The 24,040-nt window shown below is 40.5% G+C and carries 20 protein-coding genes; 17 read left to right on the top strand and 3 right to left on the bottom strand.

Going from position 1 to position 24,040, the window contains the following annotated elements:
* Positions 1 to 16: 16 nt before the first annotated feature.
* Positions 17 to 973 (bottom strand): D-2-hydroxyacid dehydrogenase, encoded by a 957-nt coding sequence (locus RCG22_RS11500; RefSeq protein ID WP_308106901.1) that lies wholly within the window; start codon positions 971 to 973, stop codon positions 17 to 19.
* Between the two features lie 242 nt (positions 974 to 1,215).
* Between RCG22_RS11500 and RCG22_RS11495 the strand changes: the two genes are divergently transcribed.
* The 8 genes from RCG22_RS11495 (at position 1,216) to recQ (ending at position 13,208) form a co-directional block, all read left to right on the top strand.
* Positions 1,216 to 1,983 carry a 3-hydroxyacyl-CoA dehydrogenase gene (locus RCG22_RS11495; RefSeq protein WP_308106900.1) on the top strand — a complete coding sequence of 256 codons (768 nt, stop codon included), beginning with the start codon at positions 1,216 to 1,218 and terminating at the stop codon, positions 1,981 to 1,983.
* Between the two features lie 144 nt (positions 1,984 to 2,127).
* A complete protein-coding gene (locus tag RCG22_RS11490) occupies positions 2,128 to 3,873 on the top strand; it encodes a sigma 54-interacting transcriptional regulator (protein WP_308106899.1) in 1,746 nt (581 codons plus the stop codon).
* A gap of 178 nt (positions 3,874 to 4,051) precedes the next feature.
* Positions 4,052 to 5,575, top strand: coding sequence for a long-chain-fatty-acid--CoA ligase (locus RCG22_RS11485; protein ID WP_308106898.1), 1,524 nt, complete (start codon positions 4,052 to 4,054; stop codon positions 5,573 to 5,575).
* A 239-nt stretch (positions 5,576 to 5,814) separates the two neighbouring features.
* Complete coding sequence (locus RCG22_RS11480) at positions 5,815 to 6,960, top strand: acyl-CoA dehydrogenase family protein (RefSeq protein ID WP_308106897.1); 1,146 nt, start codon at positions 5,815 to 5,817, stop codon at positions 6,958 to 6,960.
* Positions 6,961 to 6,974: 14 nt separating this feature from the next.
* Positions 6,975 to 8,132, top strand: coding sequence for a thiolase family protein (locus tag RCG22_RS11475; RefSeq protein ID WP_308107139.1), 1,158 nt, complete (start codon positions 6,975 to 6,977; stop codon positions 8,130 to 8,132).
* Between the two features lie 77 nt (positions 8,133 to 8,209).
* On the top strand, positions 8,210 to 9,784 hold the full coding sequence (locus tag RCG22_RS11470) for a fatty acid--CoA ligase (protein WP_308106896.1): 1,575 nt from the start codon (positions 8,210 to 8,212) through the stop codon (positions 9,782 to 9,784).
* Between the two features lie 15 nt (positions 9,785 to 9,799).
* On the top strand, positions 9,800 to 10,894 hold the full coding sequence (locus RCG22_RS11465; protein WP_308106895.1) for a CaiB/BaiF CoA transferase family protein: 1,095 nt from the start codon (positions 9,800 to 9,802) through the stop codon (positions 10,892 to 10,894).
* 181 nt (positions 10,895 to 11,075) lie between these two features.
* Positions 11,076 to 13,208, top strand: a complete 2,133-nt coding sequence (gene recQ, locus RCG22_RS11460) for a DNA helicase RecQ (RefSeq protein WP_308107138.1) — start codon at positions 11,076 to 11,078, stop codon at positions 13,206 to 13,208.
* Between the two features lie 157 nt (positions 13,209 to 13,365).
* Here the strand turns inward: recQ and RCG22_RS11455 are convergent, their stop codons facing one another.
* On the bottom strand, positions 13,366 to 14,166 hold the full coding sequence (locus RCG22_RS11455; protein WP_166256282.1) for a formate/nitrite transporter family protein: 801 nt from the start codon (positions 14,164 to 14,166) through the stop codon (positions 13,366 to 13,368).
* 216 nt (positions 14,167 to 14,382) lie between these two features.
* Here RCG22_RS11455 and yfkAB point away from each other — a divergent pair, with 216 nt between their 5' ends.
* From yfkAB to RCG22_RS11425, 6 genes are all read left to right on the top strand, one after another.
* A complete protein-coding gene (gene yfkAB / locus RCG22_RS11450; protein ID WP_308106894.1) occupies positions 14,383 to 15,501 on the top strand; it encodes a radical SAM/CxCxxxxC motif protein YfkAB in 1,119 nt (372 codons plus the stop codon).
* A 248-nt stretch (positions 15,502 to 15,749) separates the two neighbouring features.
* The gene (locus tag RCG22_RS11445; RefSeq protein WP_308106893.1) at positions 15,750 to 16,739 is read left to right on the top strand and encodes an SIS domain-containing protein; all 990 of its coding nucleotides are present in this window, start codon (positions 15,750 to 15,752) and stop codon (positions 16,737 to 16,739) included.
* Positions 16,740 to 16,806: 67 nt separating this feature from the next.
* A complete protein-coding gene (locus RCG22_RS11440; RefSeq protein ID WP_308106892.1) occupies positions 16,807 to 18,099 on the top strand; it encodes an ABC transporter substrate-binding protein in 1,293 nt (430 codons plus the stop codon).
* A gap of 73 nt (positions 18,100 to 18,172) precedes the next feature.
* A complete protein-coding gene (locus RCG22_RS11435; RefSeq protein WP_308106891.1) occupies positions 18,173 to 19,054 on the top strand; it encodes a carbohydrate ABC transporter permease in 882 nt (293 codons plus the stop codon).
* The gene (locus RCG22_RS11430) at positions 19,047 to 19,940 is read left to right on the top strand and encodes a carbohydrate ABC transporter permease (RefSeq protein WP_374049447.1); all 894 of its coding nucleotides are present in this window, start codon (positions 19,047 to 19,049) and stop codon (positions 19,938 to 19,940) included. The genes RCG22_RS11435 and RCG22_RS11430 overlap by 8 nt, the downstream gene beginning before the upstream one ends.
* 17 nt (positions 19,941 to 19,957) lie before the next feature.
* The gene (locus RCG22_RS11425) at positions 19,958 to 20,779 is read left to right on the top strand and encodes a PfkB family carbohydrate kinase (RefSeq protein ID WP_308106889.1); all 822 of its coding nucleotides are present in this window, start codon (positions 19,958 to 19,960) and stop codon (positions 20,777 to 20,779) included.
* Between the two features lie 47 nt (positions 20,780 to 20,826).
* On the opposite strand, the gene RCG22_RS11420 is transcribed toward RCG22_RS11425, so the two are convergent.
* Positions 20,827 to 21,555, bottom strand: a complete 729-nt coding sequence (locus tag RCG22_RS11420; protein WP_176525643.1) for a UTRA domain-containing protein — start codon at positions 21,553 to 21,555, stop codon at positions 20,827 to 20,829.
* 218 nt (positions 21,556 to 21,773) lie between these two features.
* On the opposite strand from RCG22_RS11420, the gene RCG22_RS11415 reads away from it, so the two are divergent.
* The 3 genes from RCG22_RS11415 (at position 21,774) to RCG22_RS11405 (ending at position 23,932) form a co-directional block, all read left to right on the top strand.
* On the top strand, positions 21,774 to 22,535 hold the full coding sequence (locus tag RCG22_RS11415) for a threonine/serine exporter family protein (RefSeq protein ID WP_098263623.1): 762 nt from the start codon (positions 21,774 to 21,776) through the stop codon (positions 22,533 to 22,535).
* 18 nt (positions 22,536 to 22,553) lie between these two features.
* Positions 22,554 to 23,000, top strand: a complete 447-nt coding sequence (locus RCG22_RS11410; protein WP_098263668.1) for a threonine/serine exporter family protein — start codon at positions 22,554 to 22,556, stop codon at positions 22,998 to 23,000.
* Positions 23,001 to 23,182: 182 nt separating this feature from the next.
* Positions 23,183 to 23,932, top strand: coding sequence for a C39 family peptidase (locus RCG22_RS11405; protein ID WP_308106888.1), 750 nt, complete (start codon positions 23,183 to 23,185; stop codon positions 23,930 to 23,932).
* Positions 23,933 to 24,040 lie beyond the last annotated feature (108 nt).

The following is a 24,040-nucleotide window of genomic DNA, read 5'->3' as shown; positions in this document are numbered from 1 at the left end:
GGTACCCTAGTTTATGTTAATAACCTTTTGAAAAATTAACAAGATTAATCGGTGGAACCTCACCTGAAAGATAGGCTTTTAAGTTAGGAATCAAGATATTTTCAATCACCCGCTGATTATAGTTTTCGGTTGATCCGGAGGTGTGTGGGGTGACAATCACATTTTCCATCTCCCAGAACGGGCTCTCTGGACTTAACGGTTCTGTTTCAAATACATCGAGTCCTGCCCCGGCAATCGCGCCTTCCATTAGTGCCTGGATAAGGTCAGTTTCTACTAAGATCTCACCCCGGCCGATATTAATAAAGAATGCGGAAGCCTTCATTTGCTTAAATTGTTCTGCACCAAACAATCGATTGGTTTCCTTTGTAAGTGGTAAAGTAACGACCACATAATCACAGTTTGGCAGCAACTGGTCTAATTGGTCCGGAGTATACATTTCATCGACATAGTCAACAGGCTGTCCGGAGTGCCTGACACCAAGTACGCGCATGCCAAATGCTTTTGCGATTTTCGCTGTTTCTTTCCCAATTGTTCCAACACCGATAATTCCAATCGTTTTTTCATGTATTTCTAGTCCCATATGGGCATGATGCCAAGTTTTCTTTTGCTGATTTTTGACGTAGGTATGAATCTTTCGTGTTAAGGCGAGCATCAATCCAAAAATAGTCTCAGAAATTGGGTAGGCATGAACGCCGTTAGCACTTGTCAGGTAAAGGTCTCTGGAATTCATTTCTTGAAGAGGCAAGTAATCAATACCGGCACTCCAAGATTGGAACCACTTTAGTTTTGATTCCGGCGTGAGGCAATATTCTTCTAACCCGTTCTTCCAACCGGCGATGATTTCGGCATCCTTAGCATGGTCCTGCCAAATATGTTTATCTTTGCCGGCAATCAATTCCCAATCAGGAATAATCGCCTGGATTTGTTCACGATAATGTGGTTCGATATTGCGGGTAATAACCATTTTTTTCATAGGTGAGTATTCCTCCGTCTAACAATTTTTACTATTAATAATGATAACTGAATTTTTAGGAAATGATAAGGCTTTTCCTTTCAGTAACTGTTCAATATCTGGTCACTTTTCTCCATTTTTTGTCCAAACACTATACATTAGTATAGTAAGCCTCGTTATCAGTAACTTATTTTTAAAGAAAATATCTTTGGCATAATACTTGCAAAATAAGAATTTAGAATTCTGATAGAGGGGGCTATTGTATGCAAATAAAGGCATGTCGTGCAGTTATTACAGGAGGGGCTTCGGGTTTGGGAGAAGCAACGGTTCGTAATATTATAAGAAATGGAGGAAAAGCGGTAATTTTTGACCAATCTGAAGAAAATGGTGTGCGAATCCAAACCGAATTAGGCGACGCAGTTTTGTTTATAAAGACAGATGTCACGAAAGAAGAGGACGTTCTAGAGGCAATAAATAAAGCAGCGGCATATATGGGTAGTATAAATGTTGTTGTAAACTGTGCGGGGATTGGTATTGCGGAGAAAGTGATTGGCAGTAATGGCATACATAATCTATCCCATTTTTCAAAAGTCATTCAAGTGAATTTAATCGGTTCCTTTAATGTAACTCGGATTGCTGCGGAGAAGATGACCCGTAATGAAGTGAATGAACAAGGTGAAAGAGGTGTAATTATTAATACCGCTTCAATTGCCGCTTTTGACGGACAAATCGGCCAGGCTGCCTATAGTGCTTCAAAGGGTGGAATTGTTGGAATGACCCTGCCAATCGCAAGAGAGTTAGCCCGTTACGGAATCCGCGTAATGACGATTGCACCTGGGCTGTTCCACACACCGATGTTTAATACACTTCCGCAAGAGGCGAAAGATTCGCTTGGAAAAATGGTGCCATTCCCATCAAGGCTTGGATACCCGAGTGAGTACGCACAACTTGTCCAAAGTATCGTCGAAAATCCGATGCTAAATGGAGAAACCATCCGACTCGACGGAGCCATTCGAATGCAGCCGAAATAAACTTAGGAAACAGTAAAAGTTGGAGCTGAGGGGAATTCAGAATCCCCTCAGCTCATTATCCTCCGAAGAATAAGTCGAAATAGATATTGTTAAAATATCCCTTACTTTTGTTACAATATAGATATATAGAAAAGGGGGGATGAAATGAGCCAATTTAACGAGTTGATTACGCCAGTCGACTGCATCGTCACCGAGGAGACGAGATTATCTGAAGCAATCAGTCTGATGAACAGTAGGAAGTGGAACCTGCTCCCGGTTACAGATACAAACAGAAAACTGGTTGGCGTTTTTACGCGGAGCAGTTTATTTCAAATGATCATGGATAGAAAGCCCTTAATCACCCCAATCAAATCATATATTAAAGAACATGTTGAAACGCTGCCAATTGACACTCCCTATGAAAATATTGAAACGATTGTGAAAAACAGTCCGGTGGGTACCGGTGTGGTCATTGATGAGCACCACCATGTCGTTGGAATCCTCACGAAAACAGATATGGTCATGTCCCTCCTACAAACATCACAAGAATTAAAAACAGTAAAGATCTTAAAAAGAACTTTAGAAACGGCATTAGATCATGCCTATGACGGAATTGTTATGACAGATGAAAAGAAAAACATCCAGATGGTCAGTCCTCCCCTGCTCGAATTATTTAATCTTCAACCAGAATCCGTTCTTTCCAAACCGGTTATGAAAGTATTGCCGCACCTTCATCTAGACAACGTGTATCAATCAGCAACAGCCGAGATTAGCGGTTTCCTTGAAATTAATGGGATTAAATACATAGTCCACCGAATTCCTATCTTAGAGGATGGAAAAGTCATCGGAGCGATTGGGAAAATAGTGTTCCGGCAATTAAACGAGGTCAGTGAGTTATTTAAAAAACTCCAGAAGGCAGAGAATAAGGCGAGCTTTTATCACCAGCAATTCCAAAATTCAGCGTCTGCCAAGTTTACTTGGGAGCATCTATTTACAGTTGACCCATATATGGAAAAATTGAAAAAAAGTGGAGCCAAAGCTGCAAAAGGCAGGTCAACCATTCTTATCCGCGGTGAAAGCGGGACGGGTAAAGAATTGTTTGCCCAAGCCATTCATAATAGCAGTGCAAGAAGTACCGGGAAATTTATTGTCGTGAATTGTGCAGCAATCCCGGAGGATTTGTTAGAATCAGAGTTTTTTGGCTATGACGAAGGGGCCTTTACGGGTGCGAGGCAAAAAGGAAAACTGGGAAAATTCGATTTAGCTAATGGTGGAACCCTTTTCCTTGATGAGATAGGAGATATGTCCCTCTCATTACAAGCCAAACTGCTGCGTGTGCTTCAAGAAAGAGAATTCTACCGAGTCGGAGGAACGGTAAGAATTCAAGTCGATGTCAGAATCATTGCAGCTACCAATCGTAACCTTGAAGAAATGGTCAAAGAGGGCCTTTTTAGAGAGGATTTATATTATCGACTCAATGTGATTTCATTAAACGTCCCTCCACTGCGCGAACGGCTATATGATACGGATCATTTGATTAGTCAATTCATGATTGAGTTGAATCAAATTTTAGGAACCAGCATCACTGGAATGGAAGATAGAGCAAGAGAAGTGATACTAGATTATGCTTGGCCCGGAAATGTCCGCGAACTGCGGAATGTCATGGAGCGTGCAATGACTTTTGCTGAAAATGGAAAAATTAGATTTGAGGATCTTCCCGAATATATGGTGAAGCAGGTTTCTATGAAAGATCCTTCGCTTCATGTATCACTAGTCGAAAATGCTGAACTTGAGGCGATCAAAAAGGCGCTGGTCCAAGTGAAGGGAAATAAGGTTAAAGCAGCTAGATTACTAGGAATCAGCCGCTCAGGTTTATATGAAAAAATCAAAAAATATAAACTGCCAACCTAAGGAGAAGAGTGTCCAGAAATTGGACACGTTAGTGTCTTCTTTGTTTGGAGGGAATACAGTTTGTTATTTTAAACAGATGTATTTTCAGGGATGATGGACTACATTATGACTTCCCGTATATTGGCATAAAAATTGCATTAAAATTGGGGAAGTCTTGTTTTGGAGGAGGATGCCTTCTATGAATATTGGAAGTCTATTAGTGCAAAGTGCTCGAAAGTTCCCTGAATTACTAGCTATTGAATGCGAAGGACGAGGCTTTACGTATCGGCAATTTAATGAAGAAGTTAACAAGCTCGCAAACGGTCTGTTGATGCTTGGGATAAATAAAGGTGACAAGCTGGCATTGATGATGAAAAACTCGGATCACTTTGTCTTTACCTTTTTTGCCGCTGCTAAAATTGGTGCGATTGCTGTACCGGTTAACTTCCGCCTCACTGCTTCAGAGGTTCACTATATTTTAGACCAATCTGATACGGTCTTGGTTGTGTGTGATAAGGAATTCGAGCCAACTATTCCTGCTGCAAAGCTAGGTACGGATGTTCGCTTCGTCATTACCATTGGGGAACCTGACACAACGGGATACTACTCATATGAAGGTATTTTATCGGATAACCTGGCGGAACCGAATGTGGAGGTTTCCGAGCGGGATGATTTAGAAATTCTCTACACCTCGGGGACAACAGGACGTCCGAAGGGTGCGCTGTTTGACCATAGTCAAATTTTTAAGGTAGGGATTGCTGTCGTTATTAATATGGAGATTCGGCAGCATGAACGAATTCTCCACCTTGCACCGCTGTTTCACTCAGCTCAATTGAACCTTTTTCTTATTTCTGGAGTTGCACTAGGTGCGACCCATATCATTCATCGCGACTTTCATCCGGTTAAAACGCTCCAAGCGATTCAAGAACATAAAATTACCCACCTTTTTGCAGTTCCAGCCATGTATAACTTTTTACTCCAAGTTCCTAATGCGGCCGATTATGATTTATCTTCTATTAAAAGAGTCGGATACGGGGCAGCCCCAATGGCACCCGAGCTTGTCAAAAAGAGTATTCAGCTCTTTAAAACAGATCAATTCTATAACCTTTGCGGCCTAACCGAAGCAGGTCCAGGCGGAATTCTCCTTGATCCAGAAGGGCATAAACGTCATCTCGGCAAGGGGGGGAAACCTATTTTCTTGACGGAAACAAGGGTGGTCAATGAAGAAGGCAATGAAGTGTTACCTGGAGTGATTGGTGAATTTATTGTCCGCAGTGACATGGTGATGAAGGAATATTATAAAAAACCGGAGGAAACGAGGAACACCTTGAAAAATGGCTGGCTCTATACCGGTGACTTAGCGATGATTGATGAAGAAGGTTATATCACGCTAGTCGATCGAAAAAAAGACATGATTATCTCGGGTGGAGAAAATGTATACTCCGTTGAGGTTGAAGGTGTTCTTTTTGAACATCCGAATGTCCTCGATGCGGCCATTATAGGCTTACCCGATGAGGTCTGGGGAGAGGCGGTCTGTGCGATCATTGTGCCAAAGGAAGGTGCGGTGATTGATGAGTTGGAATTGAAGAACTTCTGTAGGGAGAAGCTAGCGGGCTATAAGGTTCCAAGGCGGATTTTTTTCGAAGAGCAGCTGCCGAGGAACGCCTCCGGGAAAGTACTGAAATATCAACTTCGTGAGAAGATGAGAAATGTAACCATTTAGAGGTGTAATTGGGATATTTTTACAATAATTGTATAAAAACAGTGGTGATTTGTAAAATAAATCCGATTTTATGTGTAAAAAAACATAATTTTGTAAAAAAGGCCCAAGTTTACGTCTAAAAATACGGAAACTTGTAAAAAAGCCCCAATATTACGTAGAAAAATCATATTTTTGTGGAAAAGCTCCACGTACTTTAAAAAAATGTAACCGTTATCAAATCGAAAGAGAGGCACATTTGAATGAAACATCCCTATTTAAATGAAGATCATGAAATTTTTCGTAAGTCATTACGCAAGTTTTTGGACAAAGAAGCATATCCCTTTTATGAGCAGTGGGAGGAGGACCGAATGATTCCGCGCTCCTTCTGGAAAAAGATGGGCGAACAGGGTTTCCTCTGTCCAGATATCGATGAGGAATACGGTGGGAGCGAGGTTGATTGGGGATTTGCGGTCGTCATTAATGAGGAACTGGAACGAGTGGGCTCAGGGCTAATCGGAATTGGTCTCCACAATGATATTGTTGTCCCTTACATCACCGCCTATGGAACGGAAAAGCAAAAACAGCGCTGGCTGCCAAAGTGCGTTACAGGAGAAATCATTACTGCAATTGCGATGACGGAACCGGGTACAGGTTCAGACCTTGCCAATATTAAAACAACGGCAAAGTTGGATGGTGACCACTATATCGTTAATGGACAAAAGACGTTCATTACGAATGGGATTCAGTCCGACCTCATCGTTGTCGCGGTAAAAACGGATCTAAATGCCGTTCCAAAGCATAAAGGGGTAAGCCTTCTCGTTATTGAAAGAGATGCACCCGGATTTTCACGGGGGAGAAAGTTAAACAAAGTTGGCCTCCATTGCCAGGATACGGCGGAATTGGTTTTTGAAGATTGCCGAGTTCCGAAGGAGAACCTGCTTGGGGAGGAAGGCAAAGGGTTTCTTTATTTAATGGAAAAACTCCAACAGGAACGGCTTCTTGTTGCGATTGGAGCTCAAACAGCCTCAGAAGTGATGCTCAAAATGACAATGGACTATGTAAAATCAAGAGAAGCGTTCGGAAAACCAGTCAGCCAGTTCCAAAACACACAATTTAAAATTGTGGAAATGGCTACAGATATTGAAATGGGCAGAGTTTTTTTAGATCAGCTAATTGCTGAGCATATTGAAGGGAAAAACGTCGTAACGAAGGTCTCGATGGCAAAATGGAAGCTGACCGATATCGCGAAGAAGATTGCCGCAGAATGTATGCAGCTTCATGGCGGCTATGGATATATGGAAGAATACGAGATTGCGAGAAGATTCCGTGATATTCCAGTTTCCAGCATTTACGCCGGCACTAACGAAATAATGAAAACAATCATTGCGAAAAATCTAGGATTATAGAGAGGATGAAATTGATGCGTGAAGTAGTCATTGTTGAAGCTGTACGTACACCGGTAGGAAGAAGAAATGGCGTGTTGAAAGATATCCGTCCCGATGATTTGTCAGCGCTCACATTAAAGGAACTAGTCAATCGAGCGGGGATCGACCCGGCGATCGTGGAGGATGTCATTTGGGGGTGTGTTACCCAAGCGGGGGAACAAGCAGGCGATATAGCCAGAGTGGCTGCGCTAATTGCCGGATTTCCAATCGAAGTGCCGGGTACAACGATTGACCGTCAATGTGGTTCAAGTCAGCAAGCCGTGCATTTCGCTGCTCAAGCCATTCTTGCTGGTGATATGGATGTGGTGATTGCCGGCGGTATCGAAAGCATGTCCCGTGTTCCGATGGGGTCCAACTACAAAGGTGTCGAGGAACCATTTAGTCCTAATTTACGGTCGAAGTATGAAATGATTCATCAGGGATTGTCGGCCGAGCGGATTGCTGAAAACTATGGATTTACCCGTGAAGAACTTGATCGATTTTCCCTTGAAAGTCATCAAAAAGCACTAAAGGCACAGGAGGAAGGTTATTTTTCAAAAGAAATTTTCCCACTTGAGGTAAAGCTTCCAGACGGGACAACGACTATCGTCAAGGATGATTCCGGTCCAAGAAAAGGAACATCTTTAGAAGCCTTGGCCGGCCTCCGCACTTCCTTTAAAGAAGATGGAGTGATTCATGCCGGAAATTCCAGTCAAATAAGTGACGGGTCGGCTGCCTTATTACTTATGTCCCGCGAAAAAGCTGAAGAGCTTGGTTTGAAACCGCGCTTCCGTGTTCACACCCGGGTGGTGGTAGGATCGGACCCAACTTTGATGTTGACAGGACCGATACCGGCTACACAAAAGGCACTGGAAAGGTCTGGCTTGTCGATTGATGAAATTGATGTGTTTGAAGTTAATGAAGCCTTCGCCTCTGTCCCGCTTGCTTGGCTGAAAGAGACAGGTGCTGACCCTGCAAAACTAAATCCAAATGGCGGAGCGATTGCCCTTGGTCATCCGTTAGGCGGCAGTGGTGCGCGTCTAATGGTGACGATGATGCATGAGTTGGAGCGGACCGGCGGACGCTACGGCTTACAAACGATGTGCGAAGGTCATGGTATGGCAAATGCAACAATCATTGAGCGTTTAGAATAAGAGAGTTATTTAGATTCGCTGATAAACCAGCAAAACTTACGAAGGACAATAAAAGTTTCAGTAATGGAGGCGATTCAATGACGACAACAATTGGAAAAATCTTTGATTTAACGGTAAAAAAGTATCCGAACAAACAAGCGATTTACGATGTCAGAAAAAATGTCCGCTACACCTATAAGGAATGGAGCGAGCAGGTGAATCGTCTTGCCAACGCCCTCCTGAAAGAGGGTGTACAAAAAGGCGACCGTGTTTCCACCTTCATGTTTAACACCGAAGAATTAGGGACAACCTTTTTCGCCTGTGCGAAAATCGGTGCGATATTCAATCCAATTAATTTTAGGTTAACACCTGAAGAAGTTGCCTATATTCTTTCGGATGCCACCCCAAAGGTTGTTCTTTTTGAACAAGCTTTAGAACCTGTTATTTCAGCAATTGCCAATCGTTTCGACAAGACCACCTTCTGGTTCATTGATTCGGGAGCACCCGCGTATGCGGCTAGCTATCAGGAAAAACTAACCGCTTCATCAACCGAGGATGTCCAGGCGGACGTAAAGGAAACCGATCTATATGCATTCATCTATACCAGCGGGACAACGGGAAGGCCGAAGGGGGTCATGCATACCCACCGCAATATGGTGGATCAAAGTGTCTTCTGTATTTCTTCGTGCAAGCTTCGTGCGGAGGACGTGGGACTTGTTACTGCGCCTATGTTCCATTGCGCGGAACTCCATTGCGCCTTTCTGCCACGGATTCATGCAGGGGCAAGTAATGTCATACTGCATCAATTTAATCCAAAATCGATCCTTCAATTAATTGAACAAGAGAAAATTTCAAAATTCTTTGCGGCACCAACGATGTGGAACATGCTCCTCCAAGAAGACCTAAGCAAGTATGACTTATCCAGCATACAGCTTGGTTTATATGGCGCTGCTCCTATGGCCCCATCACTTGTTCATGCGCTCCATGACAACCTGGGAATTTCGCTCGTTCAAGCCTATGGAATGACCGAAATGGGTCCGGCGATAACCTTCTTATCGGAGATGGATCAACTAAGGAAGGCAGGTTCTGCAGGGCAGGCTGCCCTAAGTCACGATATTCGGGTCGTCCGCACGAGGGAGGACGGTCCATCGGATCCTGATGATGTCGTTCCTGTCGGTGAAACCGGTGAGATTATTGTTCAAGGACCATGTATGATGGTTGGTTATTTCAACCGTGAAGAAGCGACGGAAAAAGCATTATATAAAGGTTGGTACCATTCGGGAGATATCGGTTATCTCGATGACGAGGGCTATCTTTATGTCAATGACCGTGTTGATGACATGATTATCAGTGGCGGGGAGAATATCTATCCGAGGGAAGTCGAAGACCTCTTGCATGCTCACCCAGCAGTCCTTGATGTGGCAGTCGTTGGCCAGCCAAATGACCGCTGGGGCGAGACTGTAACTGCCTTTGTAGTGAAAAAGGATTCGAAGGTAACTGATGAAGAACTGGATATATACTGCATAAACAGCAATCAGCTTGCCAATTACAAACGCCCGCGGAAATACATTTTCTGTGATGCGCTGCCTCGGAATGCCAGTGGAAAAATCATGAAGTTTGTCTTGAGAAAACAATTGGAGGAGCTATTTACCCCAGGCACTACAAATTCGTAAAAGAGGGTCCTGACTATGTTAAAAGGTATAAAAGTCATTGATTTTACCAACTATTTGCCTGGTCCTTTCGCAACCTTACGACTTGCAGAACTAGGTGCAGAAATTATTAAAGTGGAGCCGCCTGAAGGGGATCCCGCCCGGCATATGGGAATTTCCGGACAGGGGAATGGCCTAGTTTTTATTGCAAACAATCGTCAGAAAAAAAGCATCAGCCTTAACTTAAAGGAGAAGGAAGGTTATGACACCGCGCTTAAATTAATTGCAAATGCAGATGTCGTTCTTGAAAGCTTTAGACCAGGTGTCATGGAAAAGCTTGGTTTAGGATATGAGGCCGTTCGAACTGTAAAGCCTGATATCATCTACTGCTCGATATCAGGATATGGACAAAAGGGGTCGTTAAGTAAACTGGGGAACCATGACCTCAATTATATGGCATTAAGCGGAGTTTTAACCCAATTCAAGGATAGAACCTGCAAACCGGTCCATCCTTCGATTACGCTTGGCGATTATATAGGTGGTTTTGCTGCTAATGAACGGATTCTAGCAGGGCTCGTTTCAAGAGTCCTAACAGGAAAAGGAAGCTATCATTCCATTTCCATCACTGACCAACTGGTGTCATTATTAGGCAACCATATTATGGTTGAAAAAGAAGACGGTGAGGGAACTGGCATTAAGGTTCTTAACGGCAGCATCGTTTCCTACGCCCTTTATGAAACAAGGGATGGACGCTACATGAGCCTTGGCGCACTTGAGCCCAAATTTTGGGCTAATTTTTGCCAGGCTCACGGACATGAGGATTGGAACAGTGCACATTTTTCCGCTACAGATGATGCCAACCCTGTTTTTCAGGAACTCACGGTACTTTTTAAAAGTAAAACCTTTTATGAATGGATTGAATTTGCCCAAAAGGTAGATTGCTGTATGGCACCAGTATTGGAGATTGGGGAATTACGCACGAATCCCTACTTTCGAGAAAAAGAGCTTATCTTTGCTTCTTCATGGGGAGACTATCAGGTGAAAATGCACAGTGACCTTGAGTTGGAGTCAGTTGCCCCGCCGCCTCAAAAAAATGAGCACAGGGATGAAATACTAAATAATATTTTGATTTAAAAAGAGAAACTAGACTGCCAAAAAAATTTGGCAGTCTTTTCTTTGTTAAACGTTTTTTCTTTTATATAATGACCATCCTAGGATCATAAATGCCTTTTGAAAATTCAAGAACAAGCAGTATAATAGAGTAAGTTAATCAAAAGTTTGATAGGTTATTTATGTTTCGAAAGGAGGAAAAATGTTGTTTGAAAAAGCACTGCCCTTACTAGAATCCCACTTTGGTTATAGCTCCTTCAGGACAGGCCAAGAGCAGGCCATTCGTTCCGTTTTGTCCGGCGAAAACACTATTACTGTCATGCCAACGGGCGGAGGGAAATCCATTTGTTATCAAATTCCTGCACTTGTTTTGTCAGGTACCACGATTGTCATTTCCCCACTGATTTCTTTAATGAAGGACCAGGTAGATGCCCTCATTCAAGTCGGTATTCCCGCCACATTTATCAACAGTTCGTTAAGTTACAGTGAAGCAAATAAGCGGATGCATGAAGCCATTCAGGGAAATTACAAGCTACTATATATTGCCCCTGAACGATTGGAATCACGAGAATTTATGGAAGACCTTTACAGCATGGACATCCCGCTTGTAGCTGTGGACGAGGCCCACTGTATATCGCAATGGGGCCATGATTTTCGGCCAAGCTATCGCCATATTCAACAATTAATTAACAGCCTGCCGCAAAGGCCAATAGTCTTAGCCCTAACTGCGACCGCGACACCAAAGGTTCGTGAGGATATTTGCAATCTCTTAGACATTAATGAAGAAAATACGATAATTACCGGATTTGAGCGGGAAAATCTATCTTTTACCGTTATCAAGGGACAGGACCGGGATAAGTATCTAAAAGACTATCTAAAAAAGAATGAAAAAGAAGCAGGCATTATTTATGCAGCAACTAGGAAAAATGTTGACCAAATATACGAAAAATTACTCAAAGCCAACATTAAGGCGGCTCGTTATCATGCCGGGATGGGGGATGTCGAGCGGAACAGGGAACAAGAACGATTTTTAGAGGATAAAGCAACGGTTATGGTCGCCACTTCTGCCTTTGGGATGGGAATTGATAAATCCAATATCCGTTTTGTAGTCCACTATCAGCAGCCCAAAAACATGGAGAGCTATTATCAGGAAGCGGGTCGTGCAGGCAGGGATGGACTCGAAAGTGAATGTATACTTCTTCATTCCTCACAGGATGTGCAAATTCAGCGCTTCCTCATTGATCAGTCTAGTGACCGGAGCCGAATAACACAAGAGTTAGCAAAGCTCCAGCAAATGGTTGATTATTGCCATACGGAAAACTGTCTCCAGGAATTTATTTTAAAATACTTTGGCGAAACTGAGACTGAACCGTGCGGCAGATGCGGCAACTGCTTGGACACGAGGACAAGCATCGATGTAACAAAAGAAGCACAAATGGTGATGTCTTGCGTGATCCGGATGGGGCAGCGGTTTGGAAAAACGATCACGGCACAAGTGTTAACCGGATCGAAAAATAAAAAAGTCACAGAAATGGGCTTCGACAGGCTTCCGACCTATGGAATCATGAAGGATAGAAGTTCAAAGGAGGTTAGTGACTTTATTGAATTTCTGATATCACAGGAGTTAATTGCGATTGAACAAGGGCAATTTCCAACCCTATTCGTTTCACCAAAAGGGAAAGATATCTTGTTAGGTAAGGAGCAGGTTCATCGCCGTGAAACGGTACAGGTTAAACAAGTATCGAAGGATGACCCATTGTTTGAAGTATTAAGAGAGGTGCGGAGGCAGATTGCTGAAACAGAAAAGGTACCTCCGTTTGTGATTTTCTCTGATGCTTCCCTAAAGGATATGTGTGCGAAACTGCCGAAGTCGACAGAAGAATTTTTACACGTCAGCGGTGTAGGAGAACTGAAGCTTAAAAAATATGGTCTTGAATTTATTCAAGCCATTCGTACCTTTTGTGAAACTAATGTAGATTATCAAAGTGAGTTGGTTCCTGTTGAGAAAGCTCCAAAGAAACCTGCAAAAAAAGCCGGGGTAACTGACTCTCATTTGGAGACATTAAAACTACATCAGGGGAATTTCTCAATTGCGGAGATTGCCGAGCAGCGGGATTTAGCGGTTAGCACGGTTGAGACCCACCTACTTCAATGTGCGCAACAAGGTTTAGCCGTCGATTTTAGCAAATATATTCCAGCAGAATATATGCCGCTTTTAGAAAATGCTTTGGTAGAAGCAGGAAGAGACCGTCTCAAACCTATCAAGGAACTGCTTCCAGAGGAAGTAAGTTATTTTATGATCAAAGCCTATGTTTATTTTATCAGTAAAAAGAAATAGGTTTTGCTAAAGAAAAGGCACATATCTGAGAAATATTACATTTAATTGTATTTTTAGAATATTCATAATTGTTGTCGATATCCCTGTTATATTGTTGATATTTCCCCGGGAATTTGTCGATATCACACTTTATTAAAGAACAGGGCAGCGAATAAACTTAGCTGCCCTGTTCTTTATCATATTCATCTAAAAATGGCTTATTGGCATAATAGTACATCATCGCCATGAAAACAGCGCCGCCAATCAGGTTGCCGATTGTCACTGGGACTAAATTGTGAATGACCCCACCCCACGAAATCGTGCCCGGATGATTTAAAACTAAGGCGATGGCAAACGTACACATATTAGCGATGCTGTGTTCATATCCGGAAATAAAGAAACAAAAGACAAATAGCATCATCGCAAACATTTTCGGTCCGTCTCCTTTTAACCCCATCGGAAGAAAAAAGGCCATGCAGACAAGCCAATTACAGAGAATAGCTCGGAAAAATAACTGTGTTATTGGCACTTGCATCTTTATTTCCACAACATGGAGTAAAAAGCCGTTAACCTCGGAACTTTCATAAAGTCCCGTAGTAAAAATAATAAAGGCAAAAACCGCTGCACCGAGAATGTTTCCCGCGTAACTGCAAATCCAAAGTTTTACAACGTCTATCCAGGTCATTTTCTTACGCAGGGCGGCATAGGTGTAATAAAACGTATTACCGGTAAACAAATCACCACCGCCATAGGCAATTAAAATAATGGCTGCCCCGAAGGTAAGTGCTGCCATCGGATAGGCAAGCGGGTTATCCTTAACATAAAAGAAATTCCCTGTTTTAAATGCTACAATGACCCCGAAGCCAATAAACATACTGGCAAGCGCCGCTCGTAAAATATAACGAAGGATGCTTTGCCGAAAGATTTTCATCTTTTTGAGGGCGAGTTTCTCGGCTTCTCCTAAAGGCTGCATTTCCATGTCAATCCCACCCACCATTCGTAATTAGATATTATCCTTTTATTTTTTATCCAAAGTGCGGTGGTTATGTATTAGTAGGTAAATTTTTCATTAAACAAGCTTAGAATAATTACATTTTTTAAAACATAAACATTTGTAATGGTTAAAAATAGCAATAACACCCGTAATTCAGTTATAATGTAGAAGTTTTTTGAATTCTGATTTTAAGGAGTCATTATGTTGAAATTGAAAAAAATTACCCCTTCACATGACCCATGGGAGGCCTATTTAGATATTGAGCAATATGGAAAGCCTCAGTTAACCAATATTGAATTTACCACAACGACCCTTTGTAATATGCGTTGTGAGCATTGTGCTGTAGGCTATACACTCCAAACAAAGGATCCACTGGCGCTTCCTCTTGATTTGCTCATCCAAAAATTAGAGGAAATTCCGACACTCAGGTCACTTAGCATTACCGGAGGAGAACCGATGTTATCCTTATCCTCGGTAAAAGATTATGTTGTACCCCTTTTAAAATATGCCCATGAGCGCGGTGTACGGACACAGATTAATTCCAATTTAACACTTGATCTAGATCGGTATGGATTAATCGTTCCTTACTTAGATGTGTTACATATCTCGCATAACTGGGGCACCGTTGATGATTTTGTCGAGGGCGGCTTTGCGAGAATGGAACGAAAGCCGGATTATGCTCAACGCGAAAAATATTTTAAAAGAATGATAGAAAATAGCCGTGAACTGGTGAAAGCAGGAGTGATGGTATCTGCTGAAACGATGTTAAACAGGCGGACCCTACCGTATTTAGAGAAAATCCACCGCCAAATTGTTGATGAAATGCTATGCCAGAGACATGAAATACACCCTATGTACCCAAGCGATTTTGCTAGCAATCTCGAAACCTTATCACTTAATGAAATAAGAGAAGCGATCCATCACTTACTAGATATCAGAGATGAAAAGGTGTGGATGCTGTTTGGCACGCTCCCATTTTATGCATGCAGCAGTGAACAGGAGGATTTAACTCTCCTTCAACGCTTGTATACAAGTAAAAATGTCACCGTCAGAAATGACCCTGATGGTCGTTCGCGACTAAATGTAAATATTTTTAACGGAGATATTATTGTGACAGATTTCGGTGATACACCACCACTTGGAAATATTCAGAGTACAAATCTGTTACATGCATATGAAACCTGGCAGTCATCAGCCTTAGCAAAAGAATTAAGCTGTCATTGCCCGGCTGTTGCTTGTTTAGGACCTAATATCCTTGTGAAAAACAACTATTATCCTGATGTTGATTTTACTAAGCTGAAAACCAGAATATTGAAGTAGCATAAGCAGGATTATTCAATAATGGTTTATTAACTACGAATATCTACTAATTTTTAAACACCTTCCAACGAGGAAGGTGTTTCTTTGTCGAGAAATGTCGTTTCATTTTTCTGACAATTACATTGACTGTAGTCTTAGAATATAGTAATTTATATATAACAACATATAACGTTATATGAAGTTGTATGTTGTTTAGGTGGATTACTGGTGTTCATTCACTAAAATATTAAATCAGGGAGGCAACAAAAATGACGACTGAATTAGTAGTTGACGTTAAAAATCAAGTGCAACATGCTTTAGCAGAGGTAGAAAAAAGAAATATTTCAAATGTTTTCTTTGTAGCATGTGGAGGATCTTCTGCCATTATGTATCCAAGTAAGTATGTAATTGACCGTGAAGCAAAGGTTCTTGATGCCCATCTTTTTAGTGCAAATGAATTTATCTATCGTAATCATGCAAAACTTGGAAGCGGTTCCTTGGTTATCCTGTGCTCCCATTCAGGAACCACACCTGAAACAGTAGAAGCAGCAAAATTTGCTAGATCAAAAGGGGCATTGGCCGTTTCTTTAACAAATGTGGAAGGATCACCACTAGCACTAGCTTCTGATGTCGTGTTGAAGTACCAATGGGGTGAAGGAGCAAACGCTTTCACTACTAACTATTCTGTTTTATATCAACTAGTATTTGGTGTACTGAAAGTTGTTGAAAATAACAAAAAAGCTAGTATAGTAGAAGAAAGTCTTGAGAATTTACAAAATGTTTACGAAAAAGCAGCAGCGCTTTACCAATCAAAAGCAGCAGTATTTGGACAAGATTATAAAGATGAAAAAATCATTTACACAATGGCAAGCGGAGTAAATTATGGTGTTGCCTACTCCTATGCGATTTGTATCCTAATGGAAATGCAATGGGTTCATTCCCATGCCATCCATGCAGGAGAATACTTCCATGGTCCATTTGAAATTATTGATGAAGAAACACCTTTCATAATCTTGCTTGGTTTAGATGAAACCAGACCATTAGAAGAAAGAGCACTAGAATTCTCTAAGCGTTACGGCAAGAAATTGGTTGTCCTTGACGCAAAAGACTTCGATTTCACTGGGGTAGCAGAAGAAGTACAGGGATACATTGCTCCATTAGTCTTAAATTACGTATTAAGAAAATATGCGGATCAGTTGGCGGAAGCTCGAAATCATCCGCTATCAAAAAGAAGATATATGTGGACAGTTGAATACTAATACAAGATAAAATAACCATTAGACTGCTAAATTATAGAAACGTATTCCTTTCTGGAGGGGAAGCTTAATGAAGAAGTTATTGATTTTAAGTATTATTTCTATTCTTTTTCTATCTTTGTTTGCTGGCTGTTCTAAGAGTTCTAGTTCGACGAACGGAAAAGATATCGTTGAACTCAAGTTTTTCCATCGCTGGCCGAATCAACCTAAAAAGCAGTATTTTGAAAAAGCAGTAAAAGAGTTTGAGAAGACGCATCCCAATATTAAAATTAAAACAGAAGCGGTCTTGAACGACTCTTATAAGGAAAAGATTCGTGTTGTCTTAGGCTCAAGTACCCCTCCAGATGTATTCTTTTCTTGGAGTGGAGAATTTGCTTATAACTTCGCACGTCAAGGACAATCGCTTGATTTAACTAACTATGTTAAGGAAGATAAGGCATGGTCGGATCAAATTATTGCTTCCCAGTTCAATGCCTTCACATTAGATAGTAAAATTTATGGGATTCCGTGGTCCACTGACGGTAAGGCCTTCTTTTATAATAAGAAAATTTTCAGGGATTTAAATCTTGAGGTTCCAACTACATGGTCTGGGCTTATTGAGGTCTCTAAAAAGGTAAAGGCCGCAGGACTTACACCAATTGCATTTGGAAGTAAAGCACCTTGGACGATTTCCCATTATATTGGAACATTAAATCAATTGATGGTACCGCAGGACGTTCTTGATAAAGATTATGATCCTAAAAATTCAGAAGGTGATTTCTCGCACCCAGGTTACGTAAAGGCATTAGAGAAATTCATGGAGCTTAAGCCGTACTTTAATAAAGGCGTTAACTCTGTAGACCATGAGTATTCGCGTGAGTTATTTAACAGCGGTAAAGCAGCAATCGGCTTCTTCCAGCTTGCAGAAATCGGACTGATTGAACCATCTTTAAAAGAAGATTTAGGTGTATTTAATGTACCGGGAGTAGAAGGTGGAGAAGGAAATGCTAACTCCATCACAGCAGCCCCAGAAGGAATCATGATTTCTTCGAAAACAAAGCATCCGAAAGAAGCAATGGAATTTGTTAAATTCTTAACCTCTAAGGAAAAAGGAACAGAACAATTAAAAGAAGTTAGTGAGTATAGTGCAGTTAAAGGGACAACAACAGAAGCGAATGCGTCTAAGCTTCAACAGGATGCCATCAATTTAATTGTTAATGCCGAGCAAACGTACTTATGGTTTGATACGGCAGTTGATATTAAAATCGTTGATGCTTATTTAAATGGGACGCAGCTAATGTTAGACGGAAAGAAAAGTCCTGAAGATGTGATGAAGGATGTCAGAGCAGCAGCAAAAGAAGTGAAGGCGTCAACAAAAAAATAGGAAGCCAGAAAGGTGGTTGTAAGTTGACCACCTTTTTTCCAAAGATACGCCTTTTAAAAAAAGGGGAGTTATTATGCAAAATACAAACAAATGGTTACCATACCTATATATTGCACCTTGCTTAATCTTTTTGGCCCTTTTTGTTTATTATCCAATCGTTGAAAACTTTTTTTATAGTTTCTATGATTTCTCTGCGTTTTCAGTAGAAAAAACATTTGTTGGCTTCGAAAATTTCCTGAATCTTTTTAAAGATGATGTTTTTTATATAGCTTTAAAAAATAATCTCTGGTATGCAGTAATCTCGATTATCTTTCAGGTATTTGGCGGACTTATTTTAGCAGCTATCCTTGAAGATAAATTGATTCGACTCGTTAGTGGGATATTCAGAACCGTGTTTTTCCTTCCGGTTGTGATATCAATGACGGTTATCGCTTTACTATTTACTTTTGTTTATAACCCGGATATCGGAATTTTAAATGGACTCCTAAATATATTAGGACTTGAAAATTTGACCAGGGCTTGGCTGGGAGAATCTGAAACAGCTATTTTCGCTGTTATTGCAGTCTCGCAGTGGCAAAGTATTGGTTACATTATGATGTTATTTATTGTTGCGATTCAAAATATCCCCCAAGAGTTGTATGAGGCTGCCGAGATTGATGGGGCAGGGAAAATTCGTAAATTCTTTTCCATTACTGTTCCTCAAGTAAAAGAGATGTTCTTCGTTACAACACTTATCACCTTAACCGGTGCCTTTACCGTTTTTAATGAACCGTATATATTGACTGGCGGAGGACCAGGTAACTCAAGTGAAGTTTTAGGAACATTACTCTACCATTCCGCTTTTGGGAAAGACCAAATGGGCTATGCCTCTGCTGTGGCGACCGTAATTTTAATGATTACCTTAATTGTTTCCTTGGTTCAGCTGAAAGTATTTAAAACAGGAAAGGATGTTTAGAGTGGAGACAAGCAAAGTAATGGACTATCATCATTCGATTCCAATCACAACGAAATATAGGAAGCAGACGAAAATTGTTAAAGGTTTGCCCATCTTTACTATCCTAATCTTGTATTTTGTGGTAATTGCTTATCCTCTATTTTGGATGGTGATTAACTCATTTAAGTCCACTTCAGAAATATTCTCCAGCAGCTGGGCATTACCGAAGGAGTGGTTGTTTTCCAATTATACGGAGGCTTGGAACACTGGAATCTCTGGATATTTTGTTAATAGTTTAATTGTTACAGCTACGACCTGCTTCATCACAGTATTAATAAGTGCACTTGGCGCTTATAGTTTATCCAGATTTGAATTTAAGGGGAAGAATATCCTGCTAGTTTTCTGTATGGGCGGAATGATGCTCTCCCCACAAGTCAGCTTAGTTCCGCTATATAAACTGATTCAATTATTAGGAATTCATGATACCTACTTTGCGATGATCTTTCCATATGTAGCCTACCGAATTCCAATCACAATTCTTTTGATAAGAGCAGCTTTTCTAGAGGTTCCAAGAGAATTAGAGGAATCTGCCTTTTTGGATGGCTGTAATACGTGGACCATTTTTACGAAAATATTTATTCCTTTAAATAGGCCGATATTACTAACAGCTGTTGTGTTAACTGCTTATTATACTTGGAATGAATTTATGTTTGCGTTAATCTTTGTTGATTCAGATGCGTTAAAAACAATACCTGCCGGATTGATGCAATTTAGGGATGCCTTGCAAACCAATTGGGGGGTTCTTATGGCCGGGCTAATGATTTCAGCTTTACCGATTATTCTCTTATTTATGTTCATGCAGAAGTATTTTATTCGAGGTTTATCCTCAGGAAGTGTTAAAGGATAAAAAAGGAGTGGGAAATTATGAGAATTATTGGAATAGGTGATAGTGTTGTTGATATTTACCAGGATCGTAACGAAATGTTTCCAGGTGGAAATGCCTTAAATGTTGCGGTATTAGCCAAACAAAGTGGAGCGGAGTCCGCGGCTTATATAGGGATTGTGGGTACGGATATTGAAGGAGATCATATTCTAGATTCTTTAAGCAAGAACTTAGTAGATGCGAGTCATGTACGAAGAGCAGTTGGGGATAGCGGAAAGGCCTTTGTCGATCTAAATAAGGAAGGAGACCGAATCTTTGTTAAATCAAATAAGGGCGGAGTACAGGCTAAACTCAAGCTTAATCTAACAGTGGATGACTATGAATACATCAAATCGAATGATGTGGTACATACCAGTCTATATAGTCATTTAGATGAAGAATTACCATTGCTAAAACAATACTTACCGGTATCCTATGATTTTTCAAATCATTTTTCGGTGGTACTTTTAGAAAGGGTTTGTCCACATATCCAGTTTGCGTTTATTTCAGGAAGTGATTTGACTGAAGTTGAATTAGAAGAGTTATTCCTTAAAATACATGGACTTGGAACGCCGTTTATCATTATCACGAGAGGTTCAAAGGGCGTAGTTATGTCTCATAATAACAAACGATACGAACAGGGAATAGTTGAAGCAAATGTGATTGATACACTAGGAGCGGGTGATTCTTTTATTGCAGGGTTTTTAACCCATCATTTTAATGGGTTAACTATTGAAGAATCATTGAAAGCAGCGGCACAAATTGCGGCAAGAACTTGTGAAGTGAATGGTGCATTCGGTCATGGTAAACAATTAACAACATAAAAATAAAAGGAATGATATGGATACCCATATTCATTCCTTTTATTTTTTTACGTTGTTATCGTAAGTGCAATCAGTTGGGTTTGTGTCTTGAAGTTTGAAATATGAATGGGTACTCCTGTTTCGTCGTAGACGGTTTTATCAATATTAAATAGTGTCGCGCCTATTTCGCAATCCAAATATTCTGCCTCTAATGTGGAAGCTGGTATGACAGTGATAATTTTTTTACTTGAGCCAGATTTAATATTGATTTGGTAAATATTTTTCAAGACTTCATAAGTAGATTCATGTTCGGTAAAGTGTGACATTAAATTTGGGAAACGTTCTAACGAGTAATGGGCTACATCTAGAACAAACGGCTGTTGGTCGATCGACATGATCCTGACCAACTTTAATACTGGTGAATCAATAGCGATTTGAAGTGCTTCAGCAATATCGGGAGCCGCTTTCATTTCTTCACAGGCGAGAATTCGCTTGGAAGGATTTTTTCCTATTTGCTTACTAAAGTCGGTGAATCCATCAATGGAAACCAGTTCCCGTGCAATTTTGGTTCTTGTGACGAATGTTCCCTTCCCTTGTTTTCGCTCTAAAAACCCTTCATCGGCTAAATCTTGAATGGCTCTTCTTACGGTTATTCGGCTAACGCCATATAACTCGCATAATTCGGTTTCATTCGGCAGCCTTTCACCCGATTTATAAACCCCTTGGTCAATAGCTTCTTTTAAAATTTGTTTTAACTGGTCATATAAGGGAGTGGAAATTGAATTGTTTAATTTCATGATAAAATTTCCTTTCGAACAATAAGTCATTATATAATATTATATAACAAGTTTACTTATACTGTATAGAAATACTTGATAATATTTATCATAATTATAAAATATTGGATTTTTAAATTGTGCATGCATATTTTGCTTTATAGTATATCAATTTTGATTAAACCTGAGTTTTAATTTAAACTAAGAAAAAAATGTGCAGAATTGTGTGTGGTGAGATAATGGAAAAACCAGTAGAACGAACTTATGAAATTATGGAGGTCTGCCTGCTCGCGGGCAAAATCATGCTCCAAAGCGGCGGGGAGACTTACCGGGTCGAAGATACGATGATGCGAATTGCTGCAGCCTTTGGGATAGAACGGACACATAGCTATGTAACTCCGACCGGCATTATCTTTTCAGCAGAAGGTACAGAGCCAACAAAGACGAAGCTGATTAGAATATCGGAGCGATCAACCGACTTGAAAAAAGTTTCAATGGTCAATAGCATCTCGAGAAGAATTACGAGTGGAGATGTGACCCTTGAAGAAGCAATGGAGCATCTAAAAGAAATAGATTCTTTAGATGTAACGTTCCCTTTTCGTGTCCAAGTGGCAGCAGCATCGCTCGCGAGCGGTTGTTTTATGATTATGTTTGAGGGAGGCTGGAATGATTTTATTCCAGCAATGATTTCAGGGGGAATGGGGTATCTAAGCTTTGTATACTTCCATCGCTTTGTCCCCATCAAGTTTTTCTCGGAATTCTTGGCATCGTTTGTGATTGGATTGCTGTCTTTTTTGTTTGTGAAAATGGGAGTCGGTCAGCAATTAGATAAAATTATAATCGGGTCGGTGATGACATTGGTTCCCGGACTCTTATTGACCAATGCGATTCGTGATTTAATGGCCGGACACTTAGTTTCAGGGTTATCGAAGGGGGCGGAAGCGTTTCTGACCGCATTTGCGATTGGAGCAGGAATTGCAGTCGTCTTATCATTTTTATAAGGGGGTGGTGTATTTATGATGGCAGTTCTTGCTCAGGCAATAACAAGCTTTTTGGCAACGGGAGCCTTTGGAATTCTATTTAATGCACCGAAAGAAACTTTAGTGAGGTGCGGGCTGATTGGAATGGGCGGTTGGTTAATTTATTATCTACTGGAGGATTACTCAAATAATGCGATTTTAGCCACACTTGCAGCGACTGTTTTTATCGCTGTTCTCAGTCAACAATTAGCAAAGTTCTATAAAACCCCTGTCATTATTTATAGTGTCGCTGGAATTATTCCACTTGTTCCTGGAGGTCTTGCCTATGATGCGATGCGAAATTTTGTTGAGAACGATTATAATTTGGCACTTGCCTTAGCTGCAAAAGTTCTGATGCTGGCAGGCTCAATTGCCTTTGGGTTAGTCTTTTCAGAGGTAATCAATCAAGTCATTCGAAAAATTAACCATAATAAGGTACGAATTTAACCTACTCCCTTTAGTTCAAACTACTAAAGGGAATTTTTTTTAAGGAAAATTTAAGTTTTAAATAGTATCATGAATTGGTAATTGGTTTCCTTTATTGTTTTTTAGTAAGGTAGTATAGTAGTATATTACTAGTACTAATTATCATTCAACAAAGTCTATAACAAGGAATGGTACGTTTATATATGAATAAAATATTAATTGCAATTACTGTTGTTTTCATTCTAGGTATCAGTGCTCAAACAATTTATGAGGGAAAGTTTGACCGTCAAACCGTTGAAAAAGTCACTGAAGCTGCATCGTTAAAAACACGGACCTTGGCTCTTTTTTCAAAAGAGGCACCGAAATTGCCTGATAGTATCAAGTTAGATGTTCCGTTAATTAATCAAATGGACGCTCCAAAACTCTACAACGGCTGTGAAATAACGAGCCTAGCGATGATTCTTAATTTTCACGGTCTAAAAGTAACGAAAAATGAGTTAGCAAAAAAGGTGAAAACCGTTCCGTTAACCTATAATAACGGAAAAAAAGGTAATCCAAATGCTGGGTTTGTCGGTGATATGGCCAATGGACCAGGATTAGGAGTTTATAATGGTCCCGTTTTGGAGCTTGCGCAAAAATACGTTGGTGACCGAGCGGTTAATTTAACCAATCATTCGTTTGATGAAGTTTTAGAACAAGTAGGGCAAGGGCTTCCTGTCTGGATTATTACGACATCAAGTTTTGCACCTGTCTCTGTGTTTCAAACGTGGAATACTCCGCAGGGAAAAATTAATATTACCTTTAGTGAACATAGTGTTGTGATCACGGGGTACGATGAAAAGAATATCTATATTAATAATCCATACGGTGAAAAAAATCAGAAGTTAAATCGGGCTAGTTTTATTAAAGCTTGGGAGCAAATGGGGAAGCAAGCGATTGTTATCAAAAAGTAAAAACGAAAAGGCTGATCAGGAATCAGGCCTTTTAAATTGTGGGATTTCCAGTTAATATCCAACAAATATTGTAAGTTTCGTAAAATATGCTCTAAAATGGGCGAAGGC

The organism is Neobacillus nitrireducens (assembly GCF_030915405.1).
In the GTDB taxonomy this organism is placed as follows: Bacteria; Bacillota; Bacilli; order Bacillales; family Cytobacillaceae; genus Neobacillus.
Note: the sequence above shows the minus strand (reverse complement) of the source record. Positions and strands in the feature narration are given on the sequence as shown.